The organism is Dyella sp. (assembly GCF_035503745.1).
Lineage (GTDB): Bacteria > Pseudomonadota > Gammaproteobacteria > Xanthomonadales > Rhodanobacteraceae > Dyella_B.
Genome location: NZ_DATJTC010000032.1, coordinates 1 through 21,546 on the forward strand (window position 1 = coordinate 1; position 21,546 = coordinate 21,546).

The window sequence follows — 21,546 nt, forward strand, 5'->3', positions numbered from 1 at the left end:
AGTTCTTCGCGCTGGAAGGCCTGTCCAGCCTGCTGGAAACGGTCAAGGCGGTGCGCCAGCGGCTGAACCCCAGGCTGGAGATCGAAGGCCTGCTGCGCACCATGTACGACGTGCGCAACAACCTCGGCAACGAAGTGTCGGCGCAGCTCACCGCGCATTTCGGCGACAAGGTGCTGCGCTCCATCATTCCGCGCAACATCCGTCTCGCCGAGGCGCCCAGCCACGGCCAGCCGATCCATCTCTACGATCGCAGTTCGCGCGGCGCGATCGCCTACATCGGCCTCGCCGGCGAGATCATCCGCCGCGAACGCGGCCTGCCGCCGGCGCCGGTCGACGCCGGCGAGGCGATCGAAGCCGACGACATCACCGAGCCGCCCAAGCCGGGCGTGCATGGCATGGCGCTGAAGGCGCCTGCCGCCAACCATCAGGATTGAGCATGGCTGCTGCAAAAAAGCGTGGGCTTGGTCGCGGACTGGACGTGTTGCTGGGCGGCGAAGGCGCTGCCGCACCGGTGCTGGAGCAGGAAGGCGAGCTGCGTACGTTGCCGATCCAGCAGATCCAGCCCGGCAAATACCAGCCGCGCCGCCACTGGAACGACGAAGCACTGGACGAACTGGCCGCTTCGATCCGCGCGCAGGGTTTGATTCAGCCGGTGGTGGTGCGCGCGATCGGCAAGAACAGCTTCGAACTGATTGCGGGCGAGCGCCGCTGGCGCGCCGCGCAGCGTGTGCCGCTCAGCGAGATTCCCGCGCTGGTCAAAGACGTGCCGGAAGTCGCCGTGCCGGCGATGGCGCTGATCGAAAACATCCAGCGCCAGGACCTTACCCCGCTGGAAGAAGCCGATGCCGTCAAGCGCCTGATCGACGATTTCGACCTCACCCACCAGCAGGCCGCCGATGCCGTGGGCCGTTCGCGCGCGTCGGTCTCCAACATGCTGCGCCTGATCGACCTGCCGGCCTCGATCAAGCGCCTGCTCGACGACGGCAAGCTGGAAATGGGCCACGCCCGCTGCCTGCTCACGCTGCCCGAACACCAGGCCCAGGCGCTGGCGCAGGAAGCGGCGCGCAACAACTGGAGCGTGCGCGAACTGGAAGACGCCGCCCGCAAGGCACAGACCGCGCCCAAGGGCAAGGCCAAGAGCGCGCCGGCGCGCGACCCCAACGTCGATGCGTTGGAACGCGAGCTGGCCGAGCGCTTCGCCACCAAGGTGGAAGTGGCGCACGGCCGCGGCGGGCGCGGCAAGCTGGTGATCCACTACCACAGCAACGACGAGCTGGAAGGGATTCTGGGCAAGATGCGCTGACCCTGATTTCTATTCCTTCCCTTCGGGGATAAAGCTTAAAAACCATCACAAGGCTTCTTTCCATGCCGCAACTTTCCGTCGTCGTGCCCGTCTTCAACGAACGCGACAACATTCCGCCGCTGCTGGCGGAGATCGCCGCTGCGTTGCGCGGCAAGCTGGAGTTCGAAATCATCTACGTGGACGACGATTCCACCGACGACAGCCGTGCGGTGCTGGACGCGCAAAAAGCCATCTATCAGGAACTGCGCGTGCTGCACCACCTCACGCGCAGCGGGCAGAGCACGGCGGTGTGGAATGGCGTGCGCGCCGCGCGCGCGCCGTGGGTGGCCACGCTCGATGGCGACGGCCAGAACGATCCGGCCGACATCCCCAAGCTGCTCGCCGCGCGCGACGGCGCACAGGCGCAGATCAAGCTGTTCGCCGGCTGGCGCACCACGCGCCGCGACAGCTTCAACAAGCGCATCTCCTCGAAGATCGCCAACGCGGTGCGCTCGCGCATGCTGCGCGATAACACGCCCGACACCGGCTGCGGCCTGAAGCTGTTCGAACGCGAGCTGTTCCTGCGCCTGCCCTACTTCGATCACATGCACCGCTACCTGCCCGCGCTGGTGAACCGCGCGGGCTTCCGCAGCCAGAGCGTGCCGGTGGGACATCGCCCGCGCACCGCCGGCACGTCCAAGTACGGCATGCTCGACCGCCTGTGGGTGGGCGTGGCCGACCTGCGCGGGGTAGCGTGGTTGATGCGCCGGGCCAAGGTCACCGCGGTGGAAGAACTCTAAGCGTCCGTCAACGCTTCCGTTAGCGCTGGTGTGACGGGCGCACCCGGCGGCATCACGCCAGCTGAATGTCCGCGGCGTATGCTTGGTGGTCTCGTCCCGTAAGGGAGATCACTGGTGAGCATCGCCGTCAAACGCATCTACGAACCGGCCGCCAAGTCCGATGGCTACCGCGTACTGGTCGATCGGGTATGGCCGCGCGGGGTGACCAAGGAAGATGCCGCGCTCGACATCTGGGCGCGAGAACTCGCACCGACCGCCGCGCTGCGCAAATGGTTCGGGCACGATCCCACACGCTGGGAAGGTTTCCGCCATCGCTACGCGGGCGAACTGGACGCACGCAAATCGTTCTGGCAACCGCTGTTGACGCAGGCCGAACGCCATCGCGTCACCTTGCTGTACGGCGCGCGTGACGAGGAGCACAACCAGGCGGTAGCGCTGAAGGCGTATCTGGAGTGCTGGCTGAAGGCGCAGGCGGTGCCCTAAACCTGTTTTTACCCTATTGGCGTGGCCCGCGTTGCGTTGGCGTAGCTGTCAGGGGGCTGTGCGCGGCGCCGGCTGCCATGACGCCAATGCGGCGCGCGTGTGTTCGCGGCCCAGTTCGATCAATTCGCGCGCGCGATAGAACTCATACGCGCTCGATACGTTGCGCGCCAGCTGCACCAGTACGTCCGGCTGGTGCGCAGCCAGCCGCAGGCGCGACAGATTGGCCTGCATCAGGTCCATCGACTGTCCCAGCAGCGCCAGCGCGCCCGGTTCGTGCGCCTTGATCTGGGCTTCCTTGAGATCGTTGCGGCCGCCGGGAAGCAGGCGTCCCAGCCATTGACCGATGCCGTGCCGGGGCCCGGTGGCGTCGGCGGAGATTTGCTCGGGCAAGGTGCTCTGGGCGGGGCCATCGATGCTCACCGCGATCACATAATCGGCCGGATCGCGAATCAGCGGCGTCACCGGCACGGGATTGAGCAGCGCGCCGTCGACCAGCGTGCGCCCGTCGATGACGTGCGGGCGAAACAGCGTGGGAATGGCGATCGAGGCGCGCACCGCGTCGAACAGCGAGCCGCGCGTCAGCCAGACCTCGCGTTCGCGGTCGATGTCGGTGGCCACGGCGGTGAAGGCGATCGGCAGTTCCTCAATGCGCGTGTCGCCGATCAGGTCCATCAGCGTGCCGATGATTTTCTCGCCCTTGATCAGGCCGCCGCCCGAAAAGGAAAACGACCAGTCGACCAGCTTCAGCACGTCGAACTTGTCCAGCGAGCAGACCCAGTCGCGATACAGCGCCAGTTTGCCCATGGCGTGAATGCCGCCGATCAGGGCGCCCATCGAGCAGCCGGCGATGGCGATGATCTGGAAGCCTTGCGCTTCCAGTTCCTCGATCGCACCGATGTGCGCCAGGCCCTTGGCGCCACCTGCGCCAAGCGCCAGCGCGACCGTCGGCTTGCGCGGCGATTGGGGCAGGGCGGCAGTGTCGGAACGGGGGTCGATGACAGCCATCGGCCGCATGTTAGCGCGGGACTGTCAGGGAAGGATGACTGGCGACGTTCGATGCTCCCCGTGCAAAGCAGGGGGAGCTTGGAAGGAGGTAACGCTCGTGCTTCTTCCGCAGGGCTTCACACCACTCCCAACTCTCCCCTGCCGCACGCAGGGGAGGGAGTCAGGTCGCGCTACTGATATCCGCCTAAGGCCAGCTGCAGCATGATCTTCATCTCTTCGCGCAGCGGCAGCGGCGCCACGATCTCGGCGTCGGGGCCGTACTTGAGCACGTCCATCAACAGCTCGCGCGAATTGGAATAGGGCAGCTGCAGCTCGTAACGTCCATCCGGCAGCCAATGGCCTTTCTGCTGCGAGTGCCAGTGTTCGTCGGCGACCCAGCGCGCCGCGTGCGCGGAGAAGCGGATGGTGGCCCAGGCCTTGGGTTTGCCGGCGAAGATGCCGTAGCTGGAGGCGAGCAGTTCGTTCAGATCGTGCTCGGGCACGTCGTTGGCCGGTGCTTCCAGCGCCTGCGGCTCGGCGATGCGGTCCACCGCGAAGCTGCGCAGCGCCTCGCGGTCGTGGTCCCAGGCGTCGAGGTACCAGTTGTCCCGATAGTGCGTGAGCCGTTGCGGCGAGACGGTGCGGCGGCTTTCGTTGTTGGTAGTGCGCGCACGGTAGAGAAAACGTAGCTGGCGGCGGTCGAGCACCGCGCCGGCAGTGATGCGGAACGCCTGCTGGTCGAGCTTGCGCTCGCCCCAGGGAATGACGCGGATGCGCTCCACCGGCAGCGCCTTGCCGCTGGCGCGGTCCGACAGCAGGTGCTCGATGCGCGCCTTGAACGGCGCCAGCGCACCCGCCAGCACGCCCGGCCCGCTGCGCCCGATCAGTTCGTTCAACGCCAGCAGCGCGGCCAGCTCGTCGGACGTCAGCCACAGCCCGGGCAGCTCGAAGCGCTGGCCCTCGGTGGCCTCGTAGCGGAACGCGGCGTGTTCGCCGCCGGCGCTCTCGATCGGCGCCCCCAGCGCATCGCGCAGGAAGGCGATGTCGCGATACAGGGTGGCGCGCGAGCATTCAAGCTCGTCCATCAGCCTGGGCAGCGGCACCGGGTAGTGGGCCGACTTCAGCAGGCGGTGCAGGGTGAGAATGCGCTCGTAGCGGTCCATGTCGACGCTGTGCAAACGGGATTTATGTAGCATGGGGATACAACGTGACGCCCGCAAGCGTGCGTGCGGACTTTCCCCGGTCCCATGGATATATCCCAAAAATCATTGCAGGAACCTTCCGGCCCCGAGCTGGAAACCATGCCCGTCGGGCTGACCTCCATGCTGCTGGAGGTGCTGGCCCTGTGCGGCTACGGCCTATGGCTGCTGCTGGGCCTGGCCCTGGGCCTTGGCGTCTACAGCGGCGGGCGCGGCGACGTGCTGGTGCCGCTCGTGCTGGGCTGCCTGTTCGTCAGCGCGGGCCTCATCGTGGCCTGTCTGCGGCTGCGCCTGATGCCCGACTGGCACGGCTGGTTGATCGGCAACGGTCATCGCCCGACCCGCGAAGCGGTGCTGGCCCTGGCCACGTATCTGCCCATGTTCGGCCTGGCCGGGCTGGTGCGCGGCAACGACACCTTCTGGGCCACGCGCCTGACCGCGATCGTGCTGGTGCTGTGCAGCCTGTCCTGCCTGATCATCAGCGCCAACGGCTATCGCGCCCGGCGGCTGGCGCGGGCGGGGGTGATCATGCAGATTCCGCTCAGCCGGGTGCTGTCGGCCTGCTACGGCGGCGGCTTGTGGCTGTGGGTATGCGCCATTTTCCAGGACGACTTGCTCGGCGCCGATGCGGCGCGCTGGCCATGGGTGGTGGGCCTGCTGCTGTTGGCCCTGCTGCTGGGCCTGGCCGATGGGCTGGGCTGGCAACAATCGCTGCGCTACCCCAGCCCCGACGAGCGCCGTCGCCATACCCAGGATCTGCAGCCGCAGCGCTTCCTGGCCGCCGCGCTGATCTGCGCGGTGCCATGCACCAGCCTGTTGCTGGCGCCGGTCACGGCATGGGGGCGGTGGCTGGCGCTTGCCGCGGCGATCGCCTACGTGGCGGGTAAGACCATGGAGCTGCGCCTGTACGACGTCGCCTTCACCCGGCCGGCGGAATCTGACGCTTTATGGTGGCAAAACCGTACGCGATAACAAGGCGTTCACATTCACCGGGTATTCAAGCCGTACCGATAAAGTGGCCCGCTCAACGGCTTTTTAACAATAGGATTCCCCCAGCGATGAAGAAGATCCTCATGACCGGTCTGGCGCTCGCCACCCTGGCCACATTCGCTGCCCAGGCCCAGGACACCTCATCCGGCACGCAGACCAGCACCGGCAACTGGACCGGTTCGGGCGAACTGGGCTTTGCCTCGACCACCGGCAACTCGCGTTCGCAGAACCTCAACGCCAAGCTCAACCTGAACCAGGAAACCGACCAGTGGAAGAACACGTTCTTCTTCGACGCCCTGCGTTCCAAGGGCCAGGTTGACGTGGTCAACGCCCAGGGCGCGACGATCCGGCAGTTCGACACCACCGCCAACCGCTACGACGGCGGTGCGTCGATCGGCTACAAGCTCGACCCGCGCAGCTACATCGTGACCGCCGCGCGCTACGACCATGACGACTTCGGCGCCAACATCTGGCAAGGCACGGTGTCGGTCGGCTACGGCTACATGGCGCTGAAGACCGACCGCACGCAGCTGTCGTTCGAAATCGGTCCCGGTTACACCGAGTACCAGCCGTCGCCCGGCAGCCAGACCGTCAACGGCGTCACCGTCACCACCACCGAGTCGCGCCAGAGCGAGGTGGTTGCGCGCGGCCTGGTCAACTACAAGTACCGCATCACCGACAACACCGCCTTCGAGGATACGTTCCTTACCGAAGCGGGCGACAAGAACACCTACGTGCAGAACGACACCGGCATCGCGGTCAGCGTGACCAAGAAGCTGTCGCTGAAAGTGGGTTTCCAGGTGCGCCACAACACCTTCGTGCTGCCTGGCATCCGTCACACCGACACGCTGGCCACCACCAACATCGCCTACAACCTTTGATTTAGCGCGGCACCTTGCCACGCACCAGACCCCTTCGCGCGAGCGAAGGGGTTTTTTCTTGGCGCGGGTCAGGACGCCAGCAGCGCCGCCGCACCCTGGGCGAACAGGGCCTGCGCCACCTCGTTGCCCAGACGCGCCGCGCCGTGGCAATCGCCGGCCGCTTCGGCCACCAGCAGGCGGCCGCTGCGCACCTCGCCCACCATGCCGCGCAGATGCAGGCCGCGCTCGGTGACCGTGCACCACGCGCCCACCGGCACCGTGCAACTGCCGCCGAGGGCGTGGTTCATGGCGCGCTCGGCGGTGACGGCCAGCCGCGTGTCGGCATCGTCCAGCACCCCCAGCGCCTGCAGCACAAGCGGCTGATCGGCGCGCGCCTCCACCACGATCGCCGCCTGCCCTGGCGCGGGCAGCCAATCGGGCGCGGTCAGCCGCGAGCGGATGCGATCGTGCAGGCCCAGGCGCTCCAGCCCGGCACAAGCCAGCACAATCGCTTCGTAGTGGCCGGCGTCGAGTTTCTGCAAGCGCGTGCCGACGTTGCCGCGCAGGTCCAGCAGGGTAAGGTCCGGTCGCACCGCGCGCAGCAGCGCCTGCCGGCGCAACGAGGACGTGCCGACGCGGGCGCCGTTGGGCAATGCCGCCAGACTGGCGCAGTCGTTGCTGACGAACGCATCGGCGGCATCCGCGCGCGGCAGGATCGCCGGCAGCTCGAAGCCCGGTTCCAGCTCCGCCGGAACGTCCTTGAGCGAATGCACGGCCAGATCCGCGCGGCCTTCCAGCATCGCCACTTCCAGTTCCTTCAGGAACAGGCCCTTGCCGCCGATCGCCGCCAGCGGCTGGTCGAGCGCCTCGTCGCCGCGCGTGGTCAGCGGCACCAGTTCCACGCGCAGGCCCGGATGCGCCGCGCGCAACAGGCCGGCTACATGTTCGGCCTGCCACATGGCGAGCGCACTTTTGCGGGTGGCGATGCGCAGCACGGCAAGGGACATGAGGGCTCCGGGCAAGAGGGAGGCCGCTATTGTCGCCCAGTCGTCATCCCATGCGCAGCAGTTTGCGCAAGCCCGGCAGGTTGCGGCGGCTCACCTCGGGACTGAAATCGGTGCCGGCCAGACGCGCAAGCACGCGACCGTCGCTCATGGTTTTAAGGCCCACCAGGCGCCGCACCGGCACCAGGCAATTGCGGTGCAGGCGGATCAGCTGGTCGGCGTAGGTTTCTTCCAGCTGGCGCAGCGATTCGTCCAGCAGCAGCGGGTCGCCGTTGCGATGCGCGACGACGTATTTTTCTTCCGCGATCAGGCAAACCACTTCGTCCAGCGCCACGCGCACCGGTTCGCCGCGCACGCGCGCATGCAGCCAGTCGACCGCGTCGCGCGGACGCGCATCGAGCCGTTGCCGCGCGCGCGCCAGCGCATCGCGCAGGCGTTCGAGCCGCACGGGCTTGAGCAGATAATCCACCGCGCCCAGATCGAACGCGTGCACCGCATGCGCCTCGTAAGCGGTGCAGAACACGATCTGCGGACGCGTGCGATGGGCCAGCCGCGAGGCCAGCTCCTTGCCGTCCATGCCCGGCATGTTGATGTCCAGGATCAGCACGTCCGGCTGCGCGTGGGCCATCGCGGCCAGCGCTGCCTCACTGTCGCCGACGCTGCCGACCAGCTCGGCGTCCTCGCATTCGTCGAGCAAGGATTTGAGGCGCGCGCGCGCCAGCGGTTCGTCATCGACGATCATCACGCGCATGGCGCACCTCCACCGGCAGGCGCAGGCGTACCACGAAGCGATCGCCCTGCGGCCCCGCCGCCACGTCCGCGCGCGGGCCGAAATGATAGGCCACGCGCTGGCGCACGTTGTTCAAGCCATGGCCACTGCCGCCTTCGGCCGGCGTTTCGGCGAGCGGATTGGTTACCTCGATCACCAGCATGTTGTCCTCGCGCCGCGCGCGCAGCAGCACCTGGCCACCTTCGCGCAACGGCTGGATGCCGTGGCGCACGGCGTTCTCCACCAGCGGCTGCAGCAGCAGGCGCGGCAGCGATGCATCCAGCGGTGCGTCGTCCAGTTCGCGGCGGATGCGCAGGCGCTCGCCCAGGCGCAATTGCTCGATCGCCAGATAGCGGTCCACAAGCTCCAGCTCTTCGCCCAGGGTGCCGGTGTTGGTTTCGTCCTGTCCCAGCGCGGCGCGGAACAGTTCGGAAAGATTTTCCACCGTGCGCTCGGCGGCAATGGGATCCACGCGCACCAGCGCGGCCACGGTATTCATGCTGTTGAACAGAAAATGCGGGCGGATGCGCGCCTGCAGCGCTTCCACCCGCGCATGCGCCACGGCGGCAAGCCGCGCCTGCCATTCGGCCAGCAAGTAGAAGTAGCGCAGCATCGCCATGCCCAGCAGGGCGGCGATAAGCATGTTGTCGCGCACGAAGCCGGTGGCGCCGGCGGCGATCAGCTGCATGTCCAGCGTGCGGTCCATCCATTGCGCGATCAGGCTGGCGAGCGCCACGATCGCGATCATCACCAGCCACACGCCCGCATAAGGCAAACGCCCCGGCAGGCGCAGCAGCAGCGGACGCAGCTTGCACAACGCCACCGCGATTACCATCGCCATCCATTCCACAAACAACATGCCCACGCTGTAACCGCGCCAGCCGCGCGTGCTTTGCGGGGCGAGCCAGGCCAGCGTCACGCACAGCGCGCCTACCACCAGCAGGGCGGAAATGGCGGGCAGTTCGCAAAACTCCGGCAGCGGAGTCTGCGTGCGGGCAGGCGCGTTGGCGGGGGATGCTGGCATGGCCGCAGTATGCCCGTAGCCGGCGCGGGTTTCAGCGCAGGCGCTGGCTCATCCAATGCTGCAGATCGGCGATTTCCTCCGGGCTTACCGAATGCGGCATCGGGTAGGTGTGCCATGCCAGCGAGTAGCCAAGCGCTTCCAGCGCGGCGCGCGACTCCAGGCCGCGCTGCAAGACCACCACCGGATCGAACGTGCCGTGCCCCCAGAATATCGGCACCTGGGCATTGGCCGCGCTGCGTTCTCCAGCCAGCGAATCGGCCAGCGGCAGGTAGGTGGACAGTGCCACGATGCCGGCGAGTTTTTGCCGATGACGCAGCCCCGCGGCCAGCGCGATCGCGCCGCCTTGCGAAAACCCGGCCAGCACGATGCGCTCGCTCGGCACACCGCGTTCGTGCTCGCGCGCGATCAGGGCTTGGACCTGCGCGATGGACTGGCGTATGCCCGCTTCATCTTGCCGCGCCACCAGGTCCAGACCGTAGATGTCGTACCAGGCGCGCATCTGCATGCCGCTGTTGATGGTCACCGCGCGCACCGGGGCGTGCGGAAACACGAAGCGCAGCCCCGGCCACTGCGGCGATACCAGCGCCGGCACGATCGGTGCGAAGTCGTTGCCGTCGGCGCCAAGTCCGTGCAGCCAGATGACGCTGTAGAGGGGATCGGCGGCGGTTTCGTTTTCGACGGCGGGGAGCAGGCTCATGGGGCATCGCGGGGCGGGGATCGAAACGTCATCGTAGCAGCCGGCCCGCGCCGGCATGACGGTGCGGGCCACCCAGCGCGGACGGCGTGCGGCCCGACCCGGTGTGGTGCGTGCAAAGGCGCATGCGCTTGAACCGGCCAACCACGACTCTTGGCGCTTGCCTGTCGCCCCGGCTTGGCTATGCTCGCTGTTTTCCGTTCTGGAGCGACCCATGCGCCGACTGCTGCTCGCCGGCCTCGTAGCCCTCGCCACCCTGCCCGCCGCGGCCGCCCCCGCGACAGGTGCCGGGCCGTTGGATCTGGAAACCATCATGGCCAATCCGGACTGGATGGGACATGCGGTGGAAAATCCGTACTGGAGCGTGGACGGGCGCAGCATTTACTACAGCCTCAAGCGCGATGGCAGCAGCGTGATGGACCTGTATCGCGTCGATCCGGCCAGCGGCCAAACCAGCAAGCTCGAGCCTGCCGCGATGGCGCAGGCGGAAGGTCCGGCGGTGTACGACCGCGCGCACCGGCACGCCGCCTTCATCCTGCACGGGGACGTATTCCTGGTCGATCTGGCCAGCGGCCGCCGCGTGCAGGTTACGCGCAGCGTGCAACCGCAGTCGGCGCCGCAGTTTTCGCCCGACGGTCGCCAGCTGCAGTTCCGCCAGGCCAACAACTGGTACAGCTACGACCTGGCCAGCGGCGTGACGTCGCCGGCGGCGATCCTCACCTTCACCGACGATCCGCGCCAGGCCAAACCCGATGCGCTGGAACAGCAACAGCTGGACCTGTTCAAGGAACTGCGCGAGAACAAAGCCGATAAGGACGCGCGCCGCGCCAACCAGGACCTGCTCGCCGCCGCCGATCCCACGCGCGCGCCGCTGCCGTTCTACCTCGGCGACAAGTCGCAGCTCATCGACACCGAGCTGTCGCCCAATGGCCGCTGGATGCTGGTCGTCACGCAGCCGGCCCATTACGACGAGGGCAAGTCGCCCAAGGTGATCCACTACGTCACCGAATCGGGCTACACCGAAGACCAGTCCGCGCGCACCTACGTCGGCCGCAACGATCCGGCGCCGCAGTCGCTCACCTTGCTCGACCTGCGCGCCCACAAGCAGTACGCGCTGGCCACCGACAACCTGCCCGGCATCAAGGACGATCCGCTTAAGGCGATCCGCGAAAAAACCGTCGCGGCGCTGGAAAAAGCCGGTAAATCCGACGAAGCCAAGGCGCTCAAGGCGCCCGACGTGCGCCCTGTAACGCTGTACAGCATGGACAGCGAGACCGCCAGCGCGGCGTGGAACGAAGACGGCAGCAACCTCGCGCTGGAGCTGCTTTCCATCGACAACAAGGATCGCTGGATCGTCACCGTCGACTTCGATAAGCACGCACTGGTCCCGCAGCATCGCCTGCACGACGCGGCATGGATCAACTGGACCTACAACGACTTCGGCTGGCTCAAGGACAACCGCACGCTGTGGTTCCTCAGCGAGCAGACCGGCTATTCGCAGCTCTACGTCAAACCCGTCGGCGGCGAGGCGAAAGCGCTCACCAGCGGCAAGTTCGAAGTAAGCCAGCCGCAGCTTTCCAACGATGGCAAATGGTTCTACGTGCGCGCCAACCAGGTTGCGCCATACAGCTACGACGTGTATCGCGTGCCCTCCGATGGCGGCGCGCTGACGCGCGTCACCCAATACGGCGGCATGGATCAATTCGTGCTGTCGCCGGACGACAGCCGCCTCGCCGTGCTGCATTCCTCCGCCTACGTATTGCCGCAATTGGCGGTGCAGGATGCGCAGGGCGGCGCGGCGCGCGATCTCACCCACACCATGAAAGCCGCATTCACCGCGCATGCCTGGATCGCGCCGAAATTCGTCGCGGTGCCTTCCTCGCACGGGGCGGGTGTGATCTACGCCAAGTACTACGGTCCGGCCAATGAAACCGACGCCGCCTCGTCGCGTCCGGCGGTGATCTTCGTGCACGGCGCGGGGTATTTGCAGGACGTCACCGAATCGGCCACGTACTACCAGCACGAACAGCTGTTCAACAACCTGCTCGTGCAGCAAGGCTACGTGGTGCTGGACATGGATTACCGCGCCTCGCAGGGCTACGGCCGCGACTGGCGCACCGCCATCTATCGCCAGATGGGCCATCCGGAACTGCAAGACCTGCTCGACGGCAAGGCCTGGCTGGTGAAGAACCACGGTGTCGATCCTAAGCGCGTGGGCATCTACGGCGGCAGCTACGGCGGTTTCATGACCGAGATGGCGCTGCTGCGTGCGCCTGGTGAGTTCGCCGCCGGCGCCGCGCAACGTCCGCCGTCGGACTGGGTCACCTACAACCACAGCTACACCAGCGACATCCTCAACGATCCGCAACTGGACCCGGAGGCTTACAAGATCAGCTCGCCGATCGAGTACGCCGAAAACCTGCGCGATCCGCTGTTGATCAACCACGGCCTGATCGACGACAACGTCATGGCCAGCGATTCGCTGCGCCTGTACGAGCGCTTCGTGGAGCTGCACAAGAAAAACTTCTGGATTTCGCTCTACCCGCTGGAGCGGCACGAATTCGATCATTCCGACTCGTGGTACGACGAATATCGCCGCATCGACGAACTGTTCGAAACCTGGGTCAAGCCCAACGCCGCGCACTGACCTCCAGGCGCTTCCTTCCCCGCAAGCAGGGGGAGGAAGCGTGTGCCGCGCGTGGATGCATGCGCGCCTGCCGCACTAACGCTCTCCCCTGCGAGCACGGGGAAGAGCGGGGCACGGTGCGAACACTTCAATCCTCTTCATCGGCCGCACCATCGGCCTGCCAATAGCCCGTGGCACGAATCCATTCCTTCGGCACGCCGCGCTCCTGGGCCAGAAACCTGCGCATCGCCCGCGCGCGGCGCGACTCGGCGGCGATCCAGTAAAACGTATCGCCTGGGAAGTCAGGCAACGCGCGCAGTGCCTGTTCGAGCAGATCGCTTTGCGCCGCCTCCACGCCGTCGCGCTCCAGCCATATCGCCTCGAACGTGGCACGCGATCCTAGCGGAAGGCGGTCGGCCACTTGCGCAATTTCAATCAAAGCCACCGCGTGCGCATGGTCGGGCAGTTCGTCCAGGCGCCGGCCGATCGCGGGCAGGGCGGTTTCATCGCCCACCAGCACCATATGCTCGAAATCCTCCGCCATCAGGAACGAACCGCGCGGACCGCCCATGCCGATGCGCTGGCCGGGCACGGCCTGCTCCGCCCAGGTCGACGCGGGGCCGTCGCCGTGCACCACGAAGTCGATGGTCAGCTCCAGCCGTGCCGCGTCGAAATGGCGCGGCGTGTAATCGCGCATCGGCGAAGGCAGTGCGTCGGCCGGAAACTCCGGACCGTTCGGTCCGATCGTCGGCAACACCAGTTCGCCCTGGGCGTTGGGAAAAAACAGCTTCACGTGATCGTCCGGCGCCGCACTCGCAAACCCGCGAAGTTCCTCGCCGCCGAACACGATGCGCTGCATATGCGGCGTAATGCGCCGTGCGCTTCGCACCTCCAGCGTGCGGCGCACTACCGCATGGCGCACCATGCGATGTTCATGTCTGCTCATAGTGAAAACTCGCTGCCGCACGGCGTTTGGTGCCTTGGCCCGATCACTCGTCATTCGCCCGGCCCGACGCGATCTCCGCCGCGGCGCGCTCAAGTATCGCCGCCACGCGCTGCGCCTGGGCCTTGTTCCAGTCAGTGCCATGCATCAGCACGGCGTGCTTGAGCGCATGCATCGCCTTGCGCACCGCCAACGGCAGCGCCAGCTTGGCGATCATGCGGGCGCTGTGGCGCGTGCGCTCGGTCATGGCATCCACCGCGGCGCGGTTCTGGTCCAGATACGCGCGGCCTTCGTCGGTGATCGCATACAACTTGCGGCCGCCTTGCTCGCTCTCCACCGAGGCGTAGCCCATTTCCTCCAGCATCGTCAGCGTGGGGTACACCGCCCCCGGGCTGGGTGCGTAATGGCCGTGGAACATTTCCTCGATGGTGCGGATCAGCTCGTAACCGTGGCGCGGCTGCTGCTCGATCAGGGCCAGCAGCAACAGCTTCAGATCGCCGTGCCCCAGCATGCGCCCGCCGGACCTGCGGCCGCCGCCCTGCAGGCCATTCCAGTCGGCGAACACGTCGCCATCCTGGTGATGCCCGTGCCGGCCGCGCCGGCCGTGGAAGTGGTAATCCTCGCGGTCGTAGCCGTCGGCGTCGTCCCAAGCCACCCAGGGGCCGCCGTGGTGGCGGTAATGGTGGAGCTGGCGCAGCCGGTGAAACAGGGAATGCCTATGCATGATATGACTCCGATATATCGTAATTACCAAAAAAAGATATATCGAAACTGTATCGGAAGCAAGCGTCGGCCTCGCCGGCTGGTGGAAGGGCCGGGGGATACCCCCTTGGTCAGGCAAGTTTCGCCGTCGCCGCGAAGGCGATCGCCCACGGCGCCTGCACGCCGTTGACGGCGAAGGTGAACACTTGCGCCGCGGGTTTCTCCAAGCCGCCGCGACGGGAGCGCAACACCGTCCGGGCGGGCGATTTGCCGTCGGCGCTGAGGTTGTGGTCCTGGCTGAGCTTCGCCGCGTATGCTTTGGCCGCTTCAGCGCCGCCGCCCAGCGTGGGCGAGGCGATGGTTGCATGGGTTGGCGTGGCCCAGGGCGATCGGTAGGCGATCAGGGCGGTTTGGCGGAAGGGGTTGGTGCCGGCGATGGCGCTCATGGCGCAACGCGCGCACTGCAGCAGCCATGGACCTTGCCTCACCCCGCGCGATAGCGCTCCAGCGCATCGCCAAGCTTGTGCTTCAGCGGCCCCAGGTAGGGCGCGTAGTTATTCCACTGATCCAGCCCATCGCGAAAGATCGGACGCCGCACTTGCTCGGAACTGGCCGTGCGCACGCTGCGCTCGGTCTTGTGGAACGCAAGACAGGCCGGTTCGAACGGCAAGCCGCAGAAATCGAGCAGACGCCGTACGCTGGCTTCCAGGTCGTCTACCACGTCTTCGTGATACACGCGCAGCACGCGGCCGGGCAGTACCTGGTCCCAATGCTGCATCAGGTCCAGATACGTACGGTAATAGCGCGCGATGTCTTCGATGCCGTAAGTGAATTCCTGACCGTTGGCGAACAGTTGCTTGAAGTTGCTGAAGCAGCAGGCCATCGGCTCGCGACGCGCATCGATGATCTTGGCATGGGGCAACATCAGGTGGATCAAGCCGAGATGCCGGAAATTGTTCGGCATCTTGTCGATGAAATACGGCTTGCCGCTACGGTAGATGCGCGTGTCGCGCAGGTATTTTTCGCCGAGCCGGCGGAAATCCTCCGGTTGCATGTCGGCCAGCACGCCGGGATAGCGCGGATCGTCCAGATCCGGATCGCGCCCCTGCAGATCCAGCACGATGCGCGGAATGTCGGCCAGCTCCTGCGTGCCTTCCACCTGCGAGTGCGAGGCGAGGATCTGTTCGATCAAGGTCGAGCCGGCGCGCGGCAGGCCGACGATGAAGATCGGCTCGGCACTGGGATCGCCGCTACCGGCATGGCGCTGCAGGAATGGCCCGGTGCACACCTCGATCTGCTTGCGCGTCTGGGTTTCGAAAATCTCCGGGCGGTAGCGGCTTTCCGAACGTTTCAGCGCATTGCCCTGTTCGTAATAGCGCCAGGATGGAGCGAAGTCGCCGCGATCTTCGAAGGCTTTGCCCAGCGCAAAGCACAGATGGTAGCGATCGGCGAGCGCGATGGACGGCGCCGCCTCCTCGGCCAGCATGCGCGCGATGTCCTCATCGGCGAAGCGGTAGGTTTTTAGATTGGCCAGGCTCCAGTACGCATCGCCAAAGCTGGGGCGCGCCGCGGCGGCGGCGCGGTAGGCGTCGATGGCCTGGGCCTGTTGGCCTTGCGTCTTCAACGAATGCGCCAGCGACAGGTGCAGATCGGCCACGTCCGGCGCATCGCGCAGCAACTCTCGATAAATGGCGATGGCGCGCTCATGTTCGCCCACGCCGACGCTGGCGCTGGCGTACAGCGCGCGATAGTCGCGGTTGCCGGCATCGATGGCGAGCAGCGTTTCCGCTTCCTCGCAGGCACGTTGATGCAAGTGGCGCCCGAACAGCGCCTGCGCGTATTCAAAACGCGCATTGTGATAGTTCGGCGCCAGCTTCAGCACCGCTTCCAGCAGAACTTGCGCATCGTCGAACACTTCGCGCAGCAGGCCGATGCGCGCAAGCAGGCGCATGCCTTCCACGTCGTTGCCGGCCTTGAGCAGATACGCGCGGATGACGCTTTCGGCCGCGTCCATGTCGCCATCGCAGAACAGGCCGGTGGCGCGCACGACCTCCGGCGCAAGCTGCTTGAGCTTGGCCACGTGCGCGGCGGCATGGCCGGCGTTGGCGGCATCGCCGGTCATGCGGTACAGGCCCTCGAGCAGGTTCCAGCTCGAAGGCAGCGCGGGGTTGATGTTGACCGCGTGCAGCAAGGCATCGATCGCGCGTGGCGCATCGCGCCTGACCACGTAACAGTGGCCGCGTTCTTCGTGCAGGCGGCTGAATCTGGGATGAGACGGCTCAAGGCGCGCCAGCGTAGCCAGCGCCGCGTCGATGTTGCCCAGGTAACGCTGGCTGCGCGCGACCAGATAAAGCACGTCGCGGTGCTCGGCAAGATCCGCGCCCAGCGCCTGCGCCGCGCTCAGCGCCTGCGCATGCTGGCCTTCAGCCTGCAGCGCGCGTACGCGTTGCAGCTGATGTTCCAGTGACGTTTCAGGCGTATCGGCGGCCGTGGCGTTCATGCTTGGTGATCGACTTAAAAAGAGGGTGGGCTTGCGCCCACCCTATTCTACTTTCCTGCTTGCGGAGTTAGCAGGTCAGAACTTGAAGCCCACCTTCAGGCCGACCACGCGCGGGCGGATCGGCACTTCCTGCTCGATGAACTGCGCCGAGGAGGTGAAGGTGCTGGCGTGGCTGTTGCCCAGGTTGGTGCCGTACAGCGATACGTCCCAGTTGTCCTTGCTGATGCCCAAGGACGCGTCGTAGGTGGTGTAGGCCGCCTGCAGGTAGCGCAGTTCCACCGTGGTGACGTCGGTGACGCCCGCGCCGCTGGGATAGGTTGCCGGCTGGTTGTACATCGAGCCGGTGAAACTGGCGCCGATCTGCCAGAACGCCTTGTAGTTGCCCATCAGCGTCCAGTCGTAGCGAAGGCGCATATTGGCCTGCGAGCGCGGCGAGAAGGCCGGCGTGCTGCCCACTTCGCCGAACGGATTGGTGAAGGACGTCGTCGCGCCCGCCGCGCCGGTTTCGACGATGCATTCGTTATAGGCGGCCGAACCGGGAATGTTGTCGACCAGGCAGGGCGAGTTGGTCTGCCGCGCGTGGTTGAGCGAGCCCGAGCCGATCAGCGACAAGTTGTCGGTCAGCCGCGCCTGGAACTGCAGCTCCAGACCTTGCACCTTAAAGTTCGGACCGTTGACCGCGAAGGTGGTGTTGCCCAGCACCAGCGGGTTGAAGAACTGCATCTGCACGTTGTCCCAACGCATGTCGTACAGCGATGCGTTGAACAGCACGCGGTCGTCCAGGAAGGTGCCCTTGAAACCGATTTCGTTGTTGGTGAGCGTGTCGGGCGCGTAGCTGATCGGCTTCTGGTATTGCGCCTGGCCGTCCAGCTTGGCCACGCCCGAGGTGGTGCGGTTGAAGCCGCCCGGACGGAAGCCCTGCGAGAAGGTGTAGTACACCATCATGTCCGGATTGATCTGCCACTGCAGGTTGGCGCGGCTCTTGAAGCCGTGATACGACTGGTGGTAATCCATCGCCGTATCGTTGCCGACATAGGTGCCGTTGGGCACGTTCACCTGCGCGGCGGTGGTGTAGAACTCCGTGCCGGTCTGCCATTCGGAGTAGTGGTAGTAGCGCGTACCGGCGGTGGCGGTCAGCACGTCGGGAATGATGTCGTAGGACACCGAACCGAACGCCGCTTCCTGCTTGTAGCCGCGCTGCTCGACTTCGCCGAAGGCCGTGTTGTCGGGCATCACCACGCCGGGCGAGGATTCGGCGTCGGCCACGCACGGATAGCCGCCCGCCAGCGCCGCGGCGAGGTTGGTCGGCGTACAAGACGGGATCGTCTTGTAGTTGAAGTCCATGTGGTCGTCGATATTGAAATCTTCGTAATACACGCCGCCGATGGCGCGCAGGCGGTAGTCGTCCGGCGTCATCAGGCGCAGCTCGTGGCTCTGATGGGTGCTGTTGACGTGGTCGTTCCAGTAGCCGATCGGCGAATAGCAAATCGGCTTGCCCTGGCTGGACAGGCCCGCCGAGGTGCCGGTGCAGCTGTAGTACAAGCCGCCCGCACTGCGCGAGTAGTTGGTGTAGTCCTGCTGCTCGCTGATGTGGCGGTTGGTGTAGCCGCCGGTGTAGACCAGCGAGAGATCGCCGATCTCGCCGTTCAAGGTCCAGGCGGTATTGGTGTAGCGGTCGTCGTTCCAGCCCGGCACAAAGGCACTGATCTGGTCGGTGCCGAGCTTCTGGCCGTCCGAGCTGTACGGATAGGCGGAGGATTGGCCATCGGCATCGAGCGTGCCGTAGCTTTGGGCGATCAGGAAGTTCCAGTCGTCGCTGATCTTCCACAGCGCCGACAGGCGCGCGCCGCTGTAATCGACCGGGTTCCAGTTGTTCTGCGCAACGGCATAGTTGTTGGCCACCGAGGTGCCGCCGGCGGCGATGTAGGGCGCCGCCGCGCCGCCGCCGTCGGTGGGCTGGCGGGTGAAGGTGCTCGGCACGTTGTCGATGTAGCCGCCTTCATGATCGTGATAGATCACGCCGCGCACGGCCAGCGTGCCGGGGATGATCGGCAGGTTCAGCACCGCATTGGCCGAATTGTTCGGCGCGCCGCCGGAGGTGAAGCCGATGCCGGCCTGGGCGCTGCCGCTGACAGTGTTGAGATTGGGCTTGTTGGTGATGTAGCGCACCGCGCCCGCTTCCGCACCGCCGCCGAACAGCGTGCCCTGCGGACCTTCCAGCACTTCCAGGCGCTCCATGTCGACCATGTAGATGTCGAGGTTGCGCGCGGGGAATTGCATCGACTGATCGTCCAGGTACACCGCCACGTTCGGGAACGGCGCGATCGATGCGCTGGACTGGTTGCCCAGGAAGCCCGTGCTCAGGCCGCGCATGTAGATGTTGCCCTGGCCCGGACCGTTGGTGGCGAAGGTCACGTTGGGCAGGTACTTGATGACGTCCTGGAAGTTGTCCACGTTCAACTGCTGCAGCGTGGTGCCGGTGAACGCCTGGATCGTGATCGGCACGACCTCGATATCCTGCACCGTGTGCTGCGCGGTCACGGTGACCATGCCAAGGGTGGCGGCCTTGTTCGAGTCGGGTGCATTGGCCGAGGGGCCGCCTTGCGCCGGTTGCGACGTCTGGGTGGCGGGCTGGCTGGGCTGGGCGGGTGCAGGCGTGGTCGTGCCATCGGCGTAAGACACGCGACTCACCGCGAGCGCGGCCAACACCGCGCAGGTGATTGGATTGATCTTCAAGGTGGTATCCCCCAAGGGTGTATTAGCCGGATGGCCCCGGCAAAAAGGCCTGATACTGCAAGGGTTGAAAGGCTAGAGATAAGCGATGAAATGCTTATGACGTGGTCTAGCCAAGTTCGTCGGATGTCTAGCCGCACATGTCACGCAAAGCGGATGGCAGTGCGATGTCGTTTGGACGTATGAACGGTGACATGCGTTTTTGCGCGTACGAAATTGCGATGCGCGATGACCCGTATCGCAAAGGCGTTCATGGCGCGAAGAAGTTGCCCACGCCTCGCGCAATTGCACGATGAGCAAATGAAACGATTGGAACTTCGATGCGCATGCTTTCACCCTTCCCTGCTTGCAGGGGAAAGGCGGGGGTGACGTTCGCGCTTTGCATTGCGGGCTTCACCCCACCCCAGCCCTCCCCTACTGCACGTAGGGGAGGGGGTAGGTGTGCGCGGGGGTGAAATCAGATGGAACGTTGATGCGCGCGCTTTCATCCCTCCTCCTGCGTGCAGGGGAAAGATGGGAGGGCGTGATGTTCGTGCTTTGCACTGCGGGCTTCACCCCACCCCAGCCCTCCCCTACTGCACGTAGGGGAGGGGGTAGGTGTGCGCGGGGTGAAATGAGATGGAACGTTGATGCGCGCGCTTTCATCCCTCCTCCTGCGTGCAGGGGAAAGATGGGAGGGCGTGACGTTCGTGCTTTGCGCTGCGGGCTTCACCCCACCCCAGCCCTTCCCTGCTGCACGTAGGGGAGGGGTAGGTGCGCAGGGGGTGACATCAGAATGCGCGCTGCCCGTTCACCCACACATTGCGCACGATCGGCAAGCCATCGACGGCACGCATGCGCACCACGTCCGCGCGCATGCCGGGCTTGAGCGAACCGCGATCGTTGAAGCCCAGCGCCTTGGCCGGATTGCGGCTTACCGTCGCCATCGCCTTGGGCATCGACCAGCCGGCCTGCGTGTGCAGCAGGAACGCGCCGTGCAGCAGGCTGGCGGGCACGTAGTCGGAGGACAACATGTCCAGACGGTCGGTGCGCGCCAGTTCCAGCGCCGCGACGTTGCCCGAATGCGAACCGCCGCGTACCACGTTGGGCGCGCCCATGATGGTGGTCAGCCCGTGCGCATGCGCGGCGTCGGCCGCTTCCTGGGTGGTGGGAAATTCGCAGATGGTCACGCCGATGCGCCGGGCGTGCTCCACTTGTTGCGCATCGGTGTCGTCATGGCTGGCCAGCACCACGTCGCGGCCGTGGAGCATGGTCAGCACCGCGCTTTCATGGCGGGCGCTGTAATGCGCCTGCTGTTCGGTACGACGCTGCACGACCGCGGCGAATTCTTCTTCGGTCCAGGTCATGTGGTTTTTGCTGTAGTACTTGCGGTACTGCGCCAGGTCGCGGTACTGACGCTGGCCGGGCGTGTGGTCCATCAGCGAAACCAGCCGCACGCAGCCGTGATCCATCAGCGGCTCCAGCGCTTGGAGCAAACGCGGATAGGCCAGTTCGCAGCGCAGGTGGATCCAGTGATCGGCGCGCAGGGCGCCGGTGGCCTGGCCTTGCAGAATCGCGTCGTAGGTGCTGCGCAAGGTGTCGATGCGCACGCTTTCCTCCTCCACGTCGCCCACCGACAGGGCGTCGAACACGGTGGTGATGCCGGCCGCGACCACTTGCGCATCGTGCGTGAGCACTGCCGGAATGGACGGCCAGATCACGCCCGCGCGCGGCATCAGGTGCTTTTCGAGATTGTCGGTGTGCAGTTCGATCAGGCCGGGAACGACGTAGTCGCCTTCGCAGTCAATCGCATGGGGCGCCTGCGTCGGTCCTTCATCGACCAGCCGGATCAGGCCGTTGCGGGCGATGAGGGTGCCGTGCACCACGCCATCGTCAAGCACGATGCGAGCGTTGGTCAAAGCCAGGTCGTTCATAAGCGTCTCGAAGAAAAATGGTTCGAATAAGAAACGTGTA

Annotated in this window: 19 protein-coding genes; 7 read left to right on the forward strand and 12 right to left on the reverse strand. The window is 65.9% G+C overall.

Translation table 11 applies throughout. The features are described from left to right. From VME63_RS13085 to VME63_RS13100, 4 genes are all read left to right on the forward strand, one after another. Positions 1–434, forward strand: a 434-nt coding sequence (locus tag VME63_RS13085; protein ID WP_325433800.1) for a ParA family protein, incomplete at its 5' end; no start/stop codon positions are given. Positions 435–436: 2 nt separating this feature from the next. Continuing rightward, positions 437–1,303 (forward strand): ParB/RepB/Spo0J family partition protein, encoded by an 867-nt coding sequence (locus tag VME63_RS13090; RefSeq protein ID WP_325433801.1) that lies wholly within the window; start codon positions 437–439, stop codon positions 1,301–1,303. 62 nt (positions 1,304–1,365) lie between these two features. Beyond that, positions 1,366–2,082, forward strand: a complete 717-nt coding sequence (locus VME63_RS13095; RefSeq protein ID WP_325433802.1) for a glycosyltransferase family 2 protein — start codon at positions 1,366–1,368, stop codon at positions 2,080–2,082. A 114-nt stretch (positions 2,083–2,196) separates the two neighbouring features. Further along, positions 2,197–2,565, forward strand: coding sequence for a DUF488 domain-containing protein (locus VME63_RS13100; protein ID WP_325433803.1), 369 nt, complete (start codon positions 2,197–2,199; stop codon positions 2,563–2,565). 48 nt (positions 2,566–2,613) lie between these two features. Here the strand turns inward: VME63_RS13100 and VME63_RS13105 are convergent, their stop codons facing one another. Further along, positions 2,614–3,570: a patatin-like phospholipase family protein gene (locus tag VME63_RS13105; protein WP_325433804.1), complete on the reverse strand. Its 957-nt coding sequence runs from the start codon at positions 3,568–3,570 to the stop codon at positions 2,614–2,616. Positions 3,571–3,740: 170 nt separating this feature from the next. After that, entirely contained in the window at positions 3,741–4,712 is a 972-nt protein-coding gene (locus VME63_RS13110; protein ID WP_325433827.1) for a YafY family protein, read from the reverse strand. An 84-nt stretch (positions 4,713–4,796) separates the two neighbouring features. On the opposite strand from VME63_RS13110, the gene VME63_RS13115 reads away from it, so the two are divergent. Then, entirely contained in the window at positions 4,797–5,720 is a 924-nt protein-coding gene (locus VME63_RS13115; protein ID WP_325433805.1) for a hypothetical protein, read from the forward strand. Between the two features lie 86 nt (positions 5,721–5,806). Next, the gene (locus tag VME63_RS13120) at positions 5,807–6,619 is read left to right on the forward strand and encodes a DUF481 domain-containing protein (protein ID WP_325433806.1); all 813 of its coding nucleotides are present in this window, start codon (positions 5,807–5,809) and stop codon (positions 6,617–6,619) included. Positions 6,620–6,687: 68 nt separating this feature from the next. Here the strand turns inward: VME63_RS13120 and hemC are convergent, their stop codons facing one another. From hemC to VME63_RS13140, 4 genes are read right to left on the reverse strand one after another with little or no spacing between them, the layout of a single operon-like run. Beyond that, positions 6,688–7,605, reverse strand: a complete 918-nt coding sequence (gene hemC / locus VME63_RS13125) for a hydroxymethylbilane synthase (protein WP_325433807.1) — start codon at positions 7,603–7,605, stop codon at positions 6,688–6,690. Positions 7,606–7,648: 43 nt separating this feature from the next. Then, on the reverse strand, positions 7,649–8,353 hold the full coding sequence (locus tag VME63_RS13130; protein WP_325433808.1) for a LytTR family DNA-binding domain-containing protein: 705 nt from the start codon (positions 8,351–8,353) through the stop codon (positions 7,649–7,651). Then, positions 8,331–9,395, reverse strand: coding sequence for a sensor histidine kinase (locus VME63_RS13135; RefSeq protein WP_325433809.1), 1,065 nt, complete (start codon positions 9,393–9,395; stop codon positions 8,331–8,333). The genes VME63_RS13130 and VME63_RS13135 overlap by 23 nt, the downstream gene beginning before the upstream one ends. 31 nt (positions 9,396–9,426) lie before the next feature. After that, positions 9,427–10,092, reverse strand: a complete 666-nt coding sequence (locus VME63_RS13140; RefSeq protein ID WP_325433810.1) for an alpha/beta hydrolase — start codon at positions 10,090–10,092, stop codon at positions 9,427–9,429. Between the two features lie 211 nt (positions 10,093–10,303). On the opposite strand from VME63_RS13140, the gene VME63_RS13145 reads away from it, so the two are divergent. Further along, entirely contained in the window at positions 10,304–12,736 is a 2,433-nt protein-coding gene (locus tag VME63_RS13145; protein ID WP_325433811.1) for a S9 family peptidase, read from the forward strand. 127 nt (positions 12,737–12,863) lie between these two features. Here VME63_RS13145 and VME63_RS13150 read toward each other — a convergent pair whose 3' ends face one another. From VME63_RS13150 to VME63_RS13175, 6 genes are all read right to left on the reverse strand, one after another. Next, complete coding sequence (locus VME63_RS13150; RefSeq protein WP_325433812.1) at positions 12,864–13,661, reverse strand: siderophore-interacting protein; 798 nt, start codon at positions 13,659–13,661, stop codon at positions 12,864–12,866. Positions 13,662–13,704: 43 nt separating this feature from the next. Beyond that, positions 13,705–14,382 (reverse strand): PadR family transcriptional regulator, encoded by a 678-nt coding sequence (locus tag VME63_RS13155; protein WP_325433813.1) that lies wholly within the window; start codon positions 14,380–14,382, stop codon positions 13,705–13,707. 109 nt (positions 14,383–14,491) lie between these two features. Then, on the reverse strand, positions 14,492–14,806 hold the full coding sequence (locus VME63_RS13160; RefSeq protein WP_325433814.1) for a hypothetical protein: 315 nt from the start codon (positions 14,804–14,806) through the stop codon (positions 14,492–14,494). Between the two features lie 38 nt (positions 14,807–14,844). Beyond that, entirely contained in the window at positions 14,845–16,860 is a 2,016-nt protein-coding gene (locus tag VME63_RS13165) for a tetratricopeptide repeat-containing sulfotransferase family protein (protein ID WP_325433815.1), read from the reverse strand. A gap of 75 nt (positions 16,861–16,935) precedes the next feature. Beyond that, positions 16,936–19,596: a TonB-dependent receptor gene (locus VME63_RS13170; RefSeq protein ID WP_325433816.1), complete on the reverse strand. Its 2,661-nt coding sequence runs from the start codon at positions 19,594–19,596 to the stop codon at positions 16,936–16,938. Positions 19,597–20,363: 767 nt separating this feature from the next. Further along, a complete protein-coding gene (locus VME63_RS13175) occupies positions 20,364–21,506 on the reverse strand; it encodes an alpha-D-ribose 1-methylphosphonate 5-triphosphate diphosphatase (protein ID WP_325433817.1) in 1,143 nt (380 codons plus the stop codon). Positions 21,507–21,546: the final 40 nt, after the last annotated feature.

Bases quoted from the DNA above. Each gene is read 5' to 3' on its own strand.
- hemC (WP_325433807.1), bottom strand. From the start codon at position 7,605: ATGTCCCTTGCCGTGCTGCGCATCGCCACCCGCAAAAGTGCGCTCGCC.
- VME63_RS13105 (WP_325433804.1), bottom strand. From the start codon at position 3,570: ATGGCTGTCATCGACCCCCGTTCCGACACTGCCGCCCTGCCCCAATCG.
- VME63_RS13130 (WP_325433808.1), bottom strand. From the start codon at position 8,353: ATGCGCGTGATGATCGTCGATGACGAACCGCTGGCGCGCGCGCGCCTC.
- VME63_RS13145 (WP_325433811.1), top strand. From the start codon at position 10,304: ATGCGCCGACTGCTGCTCGCCGGCCTCGTAGCCCTCGCCACCCTGCCC.
- VME63_RS13175 (WP_325433817.1), bottom strand. From the start codon at position 21,506: ATGAACGACCTGGCTTTGACCAACGCTCGCATCGTGCTTGACGATGGC.
- VME63_RS13165 (WP_325433815.1), bottom strand. From the start codon at position 16,860: ATGAACGCCACGGCCGCCGATACGCCTGAAACGTCACTGGAACATCAG.
- VME63_RS13160 (WP_325433814.1), bottom strand. From the start codon at position 14,806: ATGAGCGCCATCGCCGGCACCAACCCCTTCCGCCAAACCGCCCTGATC.
- VME63_RS13140 (WP_325433810.1), bottom strand. From the start codon at position 10,092: ATGAGCCTGCTCCCCGCCGTCGAAAACGAAACCGCCGCCGATCCCCTC.
- VME63_RS13090 (WP_325433801.1), top strand. From the start codon at position 437: ATGGCTGCTGCAAAAAAGCGTGGGCTTGGTCGCGGACTGGACGTGTTG.
- VME63_RS13155 (WP_325433813.1), bottom strand. From the start codon at position 14,382: ATGCATAGGCATTCCCTGTTTCACCGGCTGCGCCAGCTCCACCATTAC.
- VME63_RS13110 (WP_325433827.1), bottom strand. From the start codon at position 4,712: ATGGACCGCTACGAGCGCATTCTCACCCTGCACCGCCTGCTGAAGTCG.
- VME63_RS13135 (WP_325433809.1), bottom strand. From the start codon at position 9,395: ATGCCAGCATCCCCCGCCAACGCGCCTGCCCGCACGCAGACTCCGCTG.
- VME63_RS13095 (WP_325433802.1), top strand. From the start codon at position 1,366: ATGCCGCAACTTTCCGTCGTCGTGCCCGTCTTCAACGAACGCGACAAC.
- VME63_RS13120 (WP_325433806.1), top strand. From the start codon at position 5,807: ATGAAGAAGATCCTCATGACCGGTCTGGCGCTCGCCACCCTGGCCACA.
- VME63_RS13115 (WP_325433805.1), top strand. From the start codon at position 4,797: ATGGATATATCCCAAAAATCATTGCAGGAACCTTCCGGCCCCGAGCTG.
- VME63_RS13150 (WP_325433812.1), bottom strand. From the start codon at position 13,661: ATGAGCAGACATGAACATCGCATGGTGCGCCATGCGGTAGTGCGCCGC.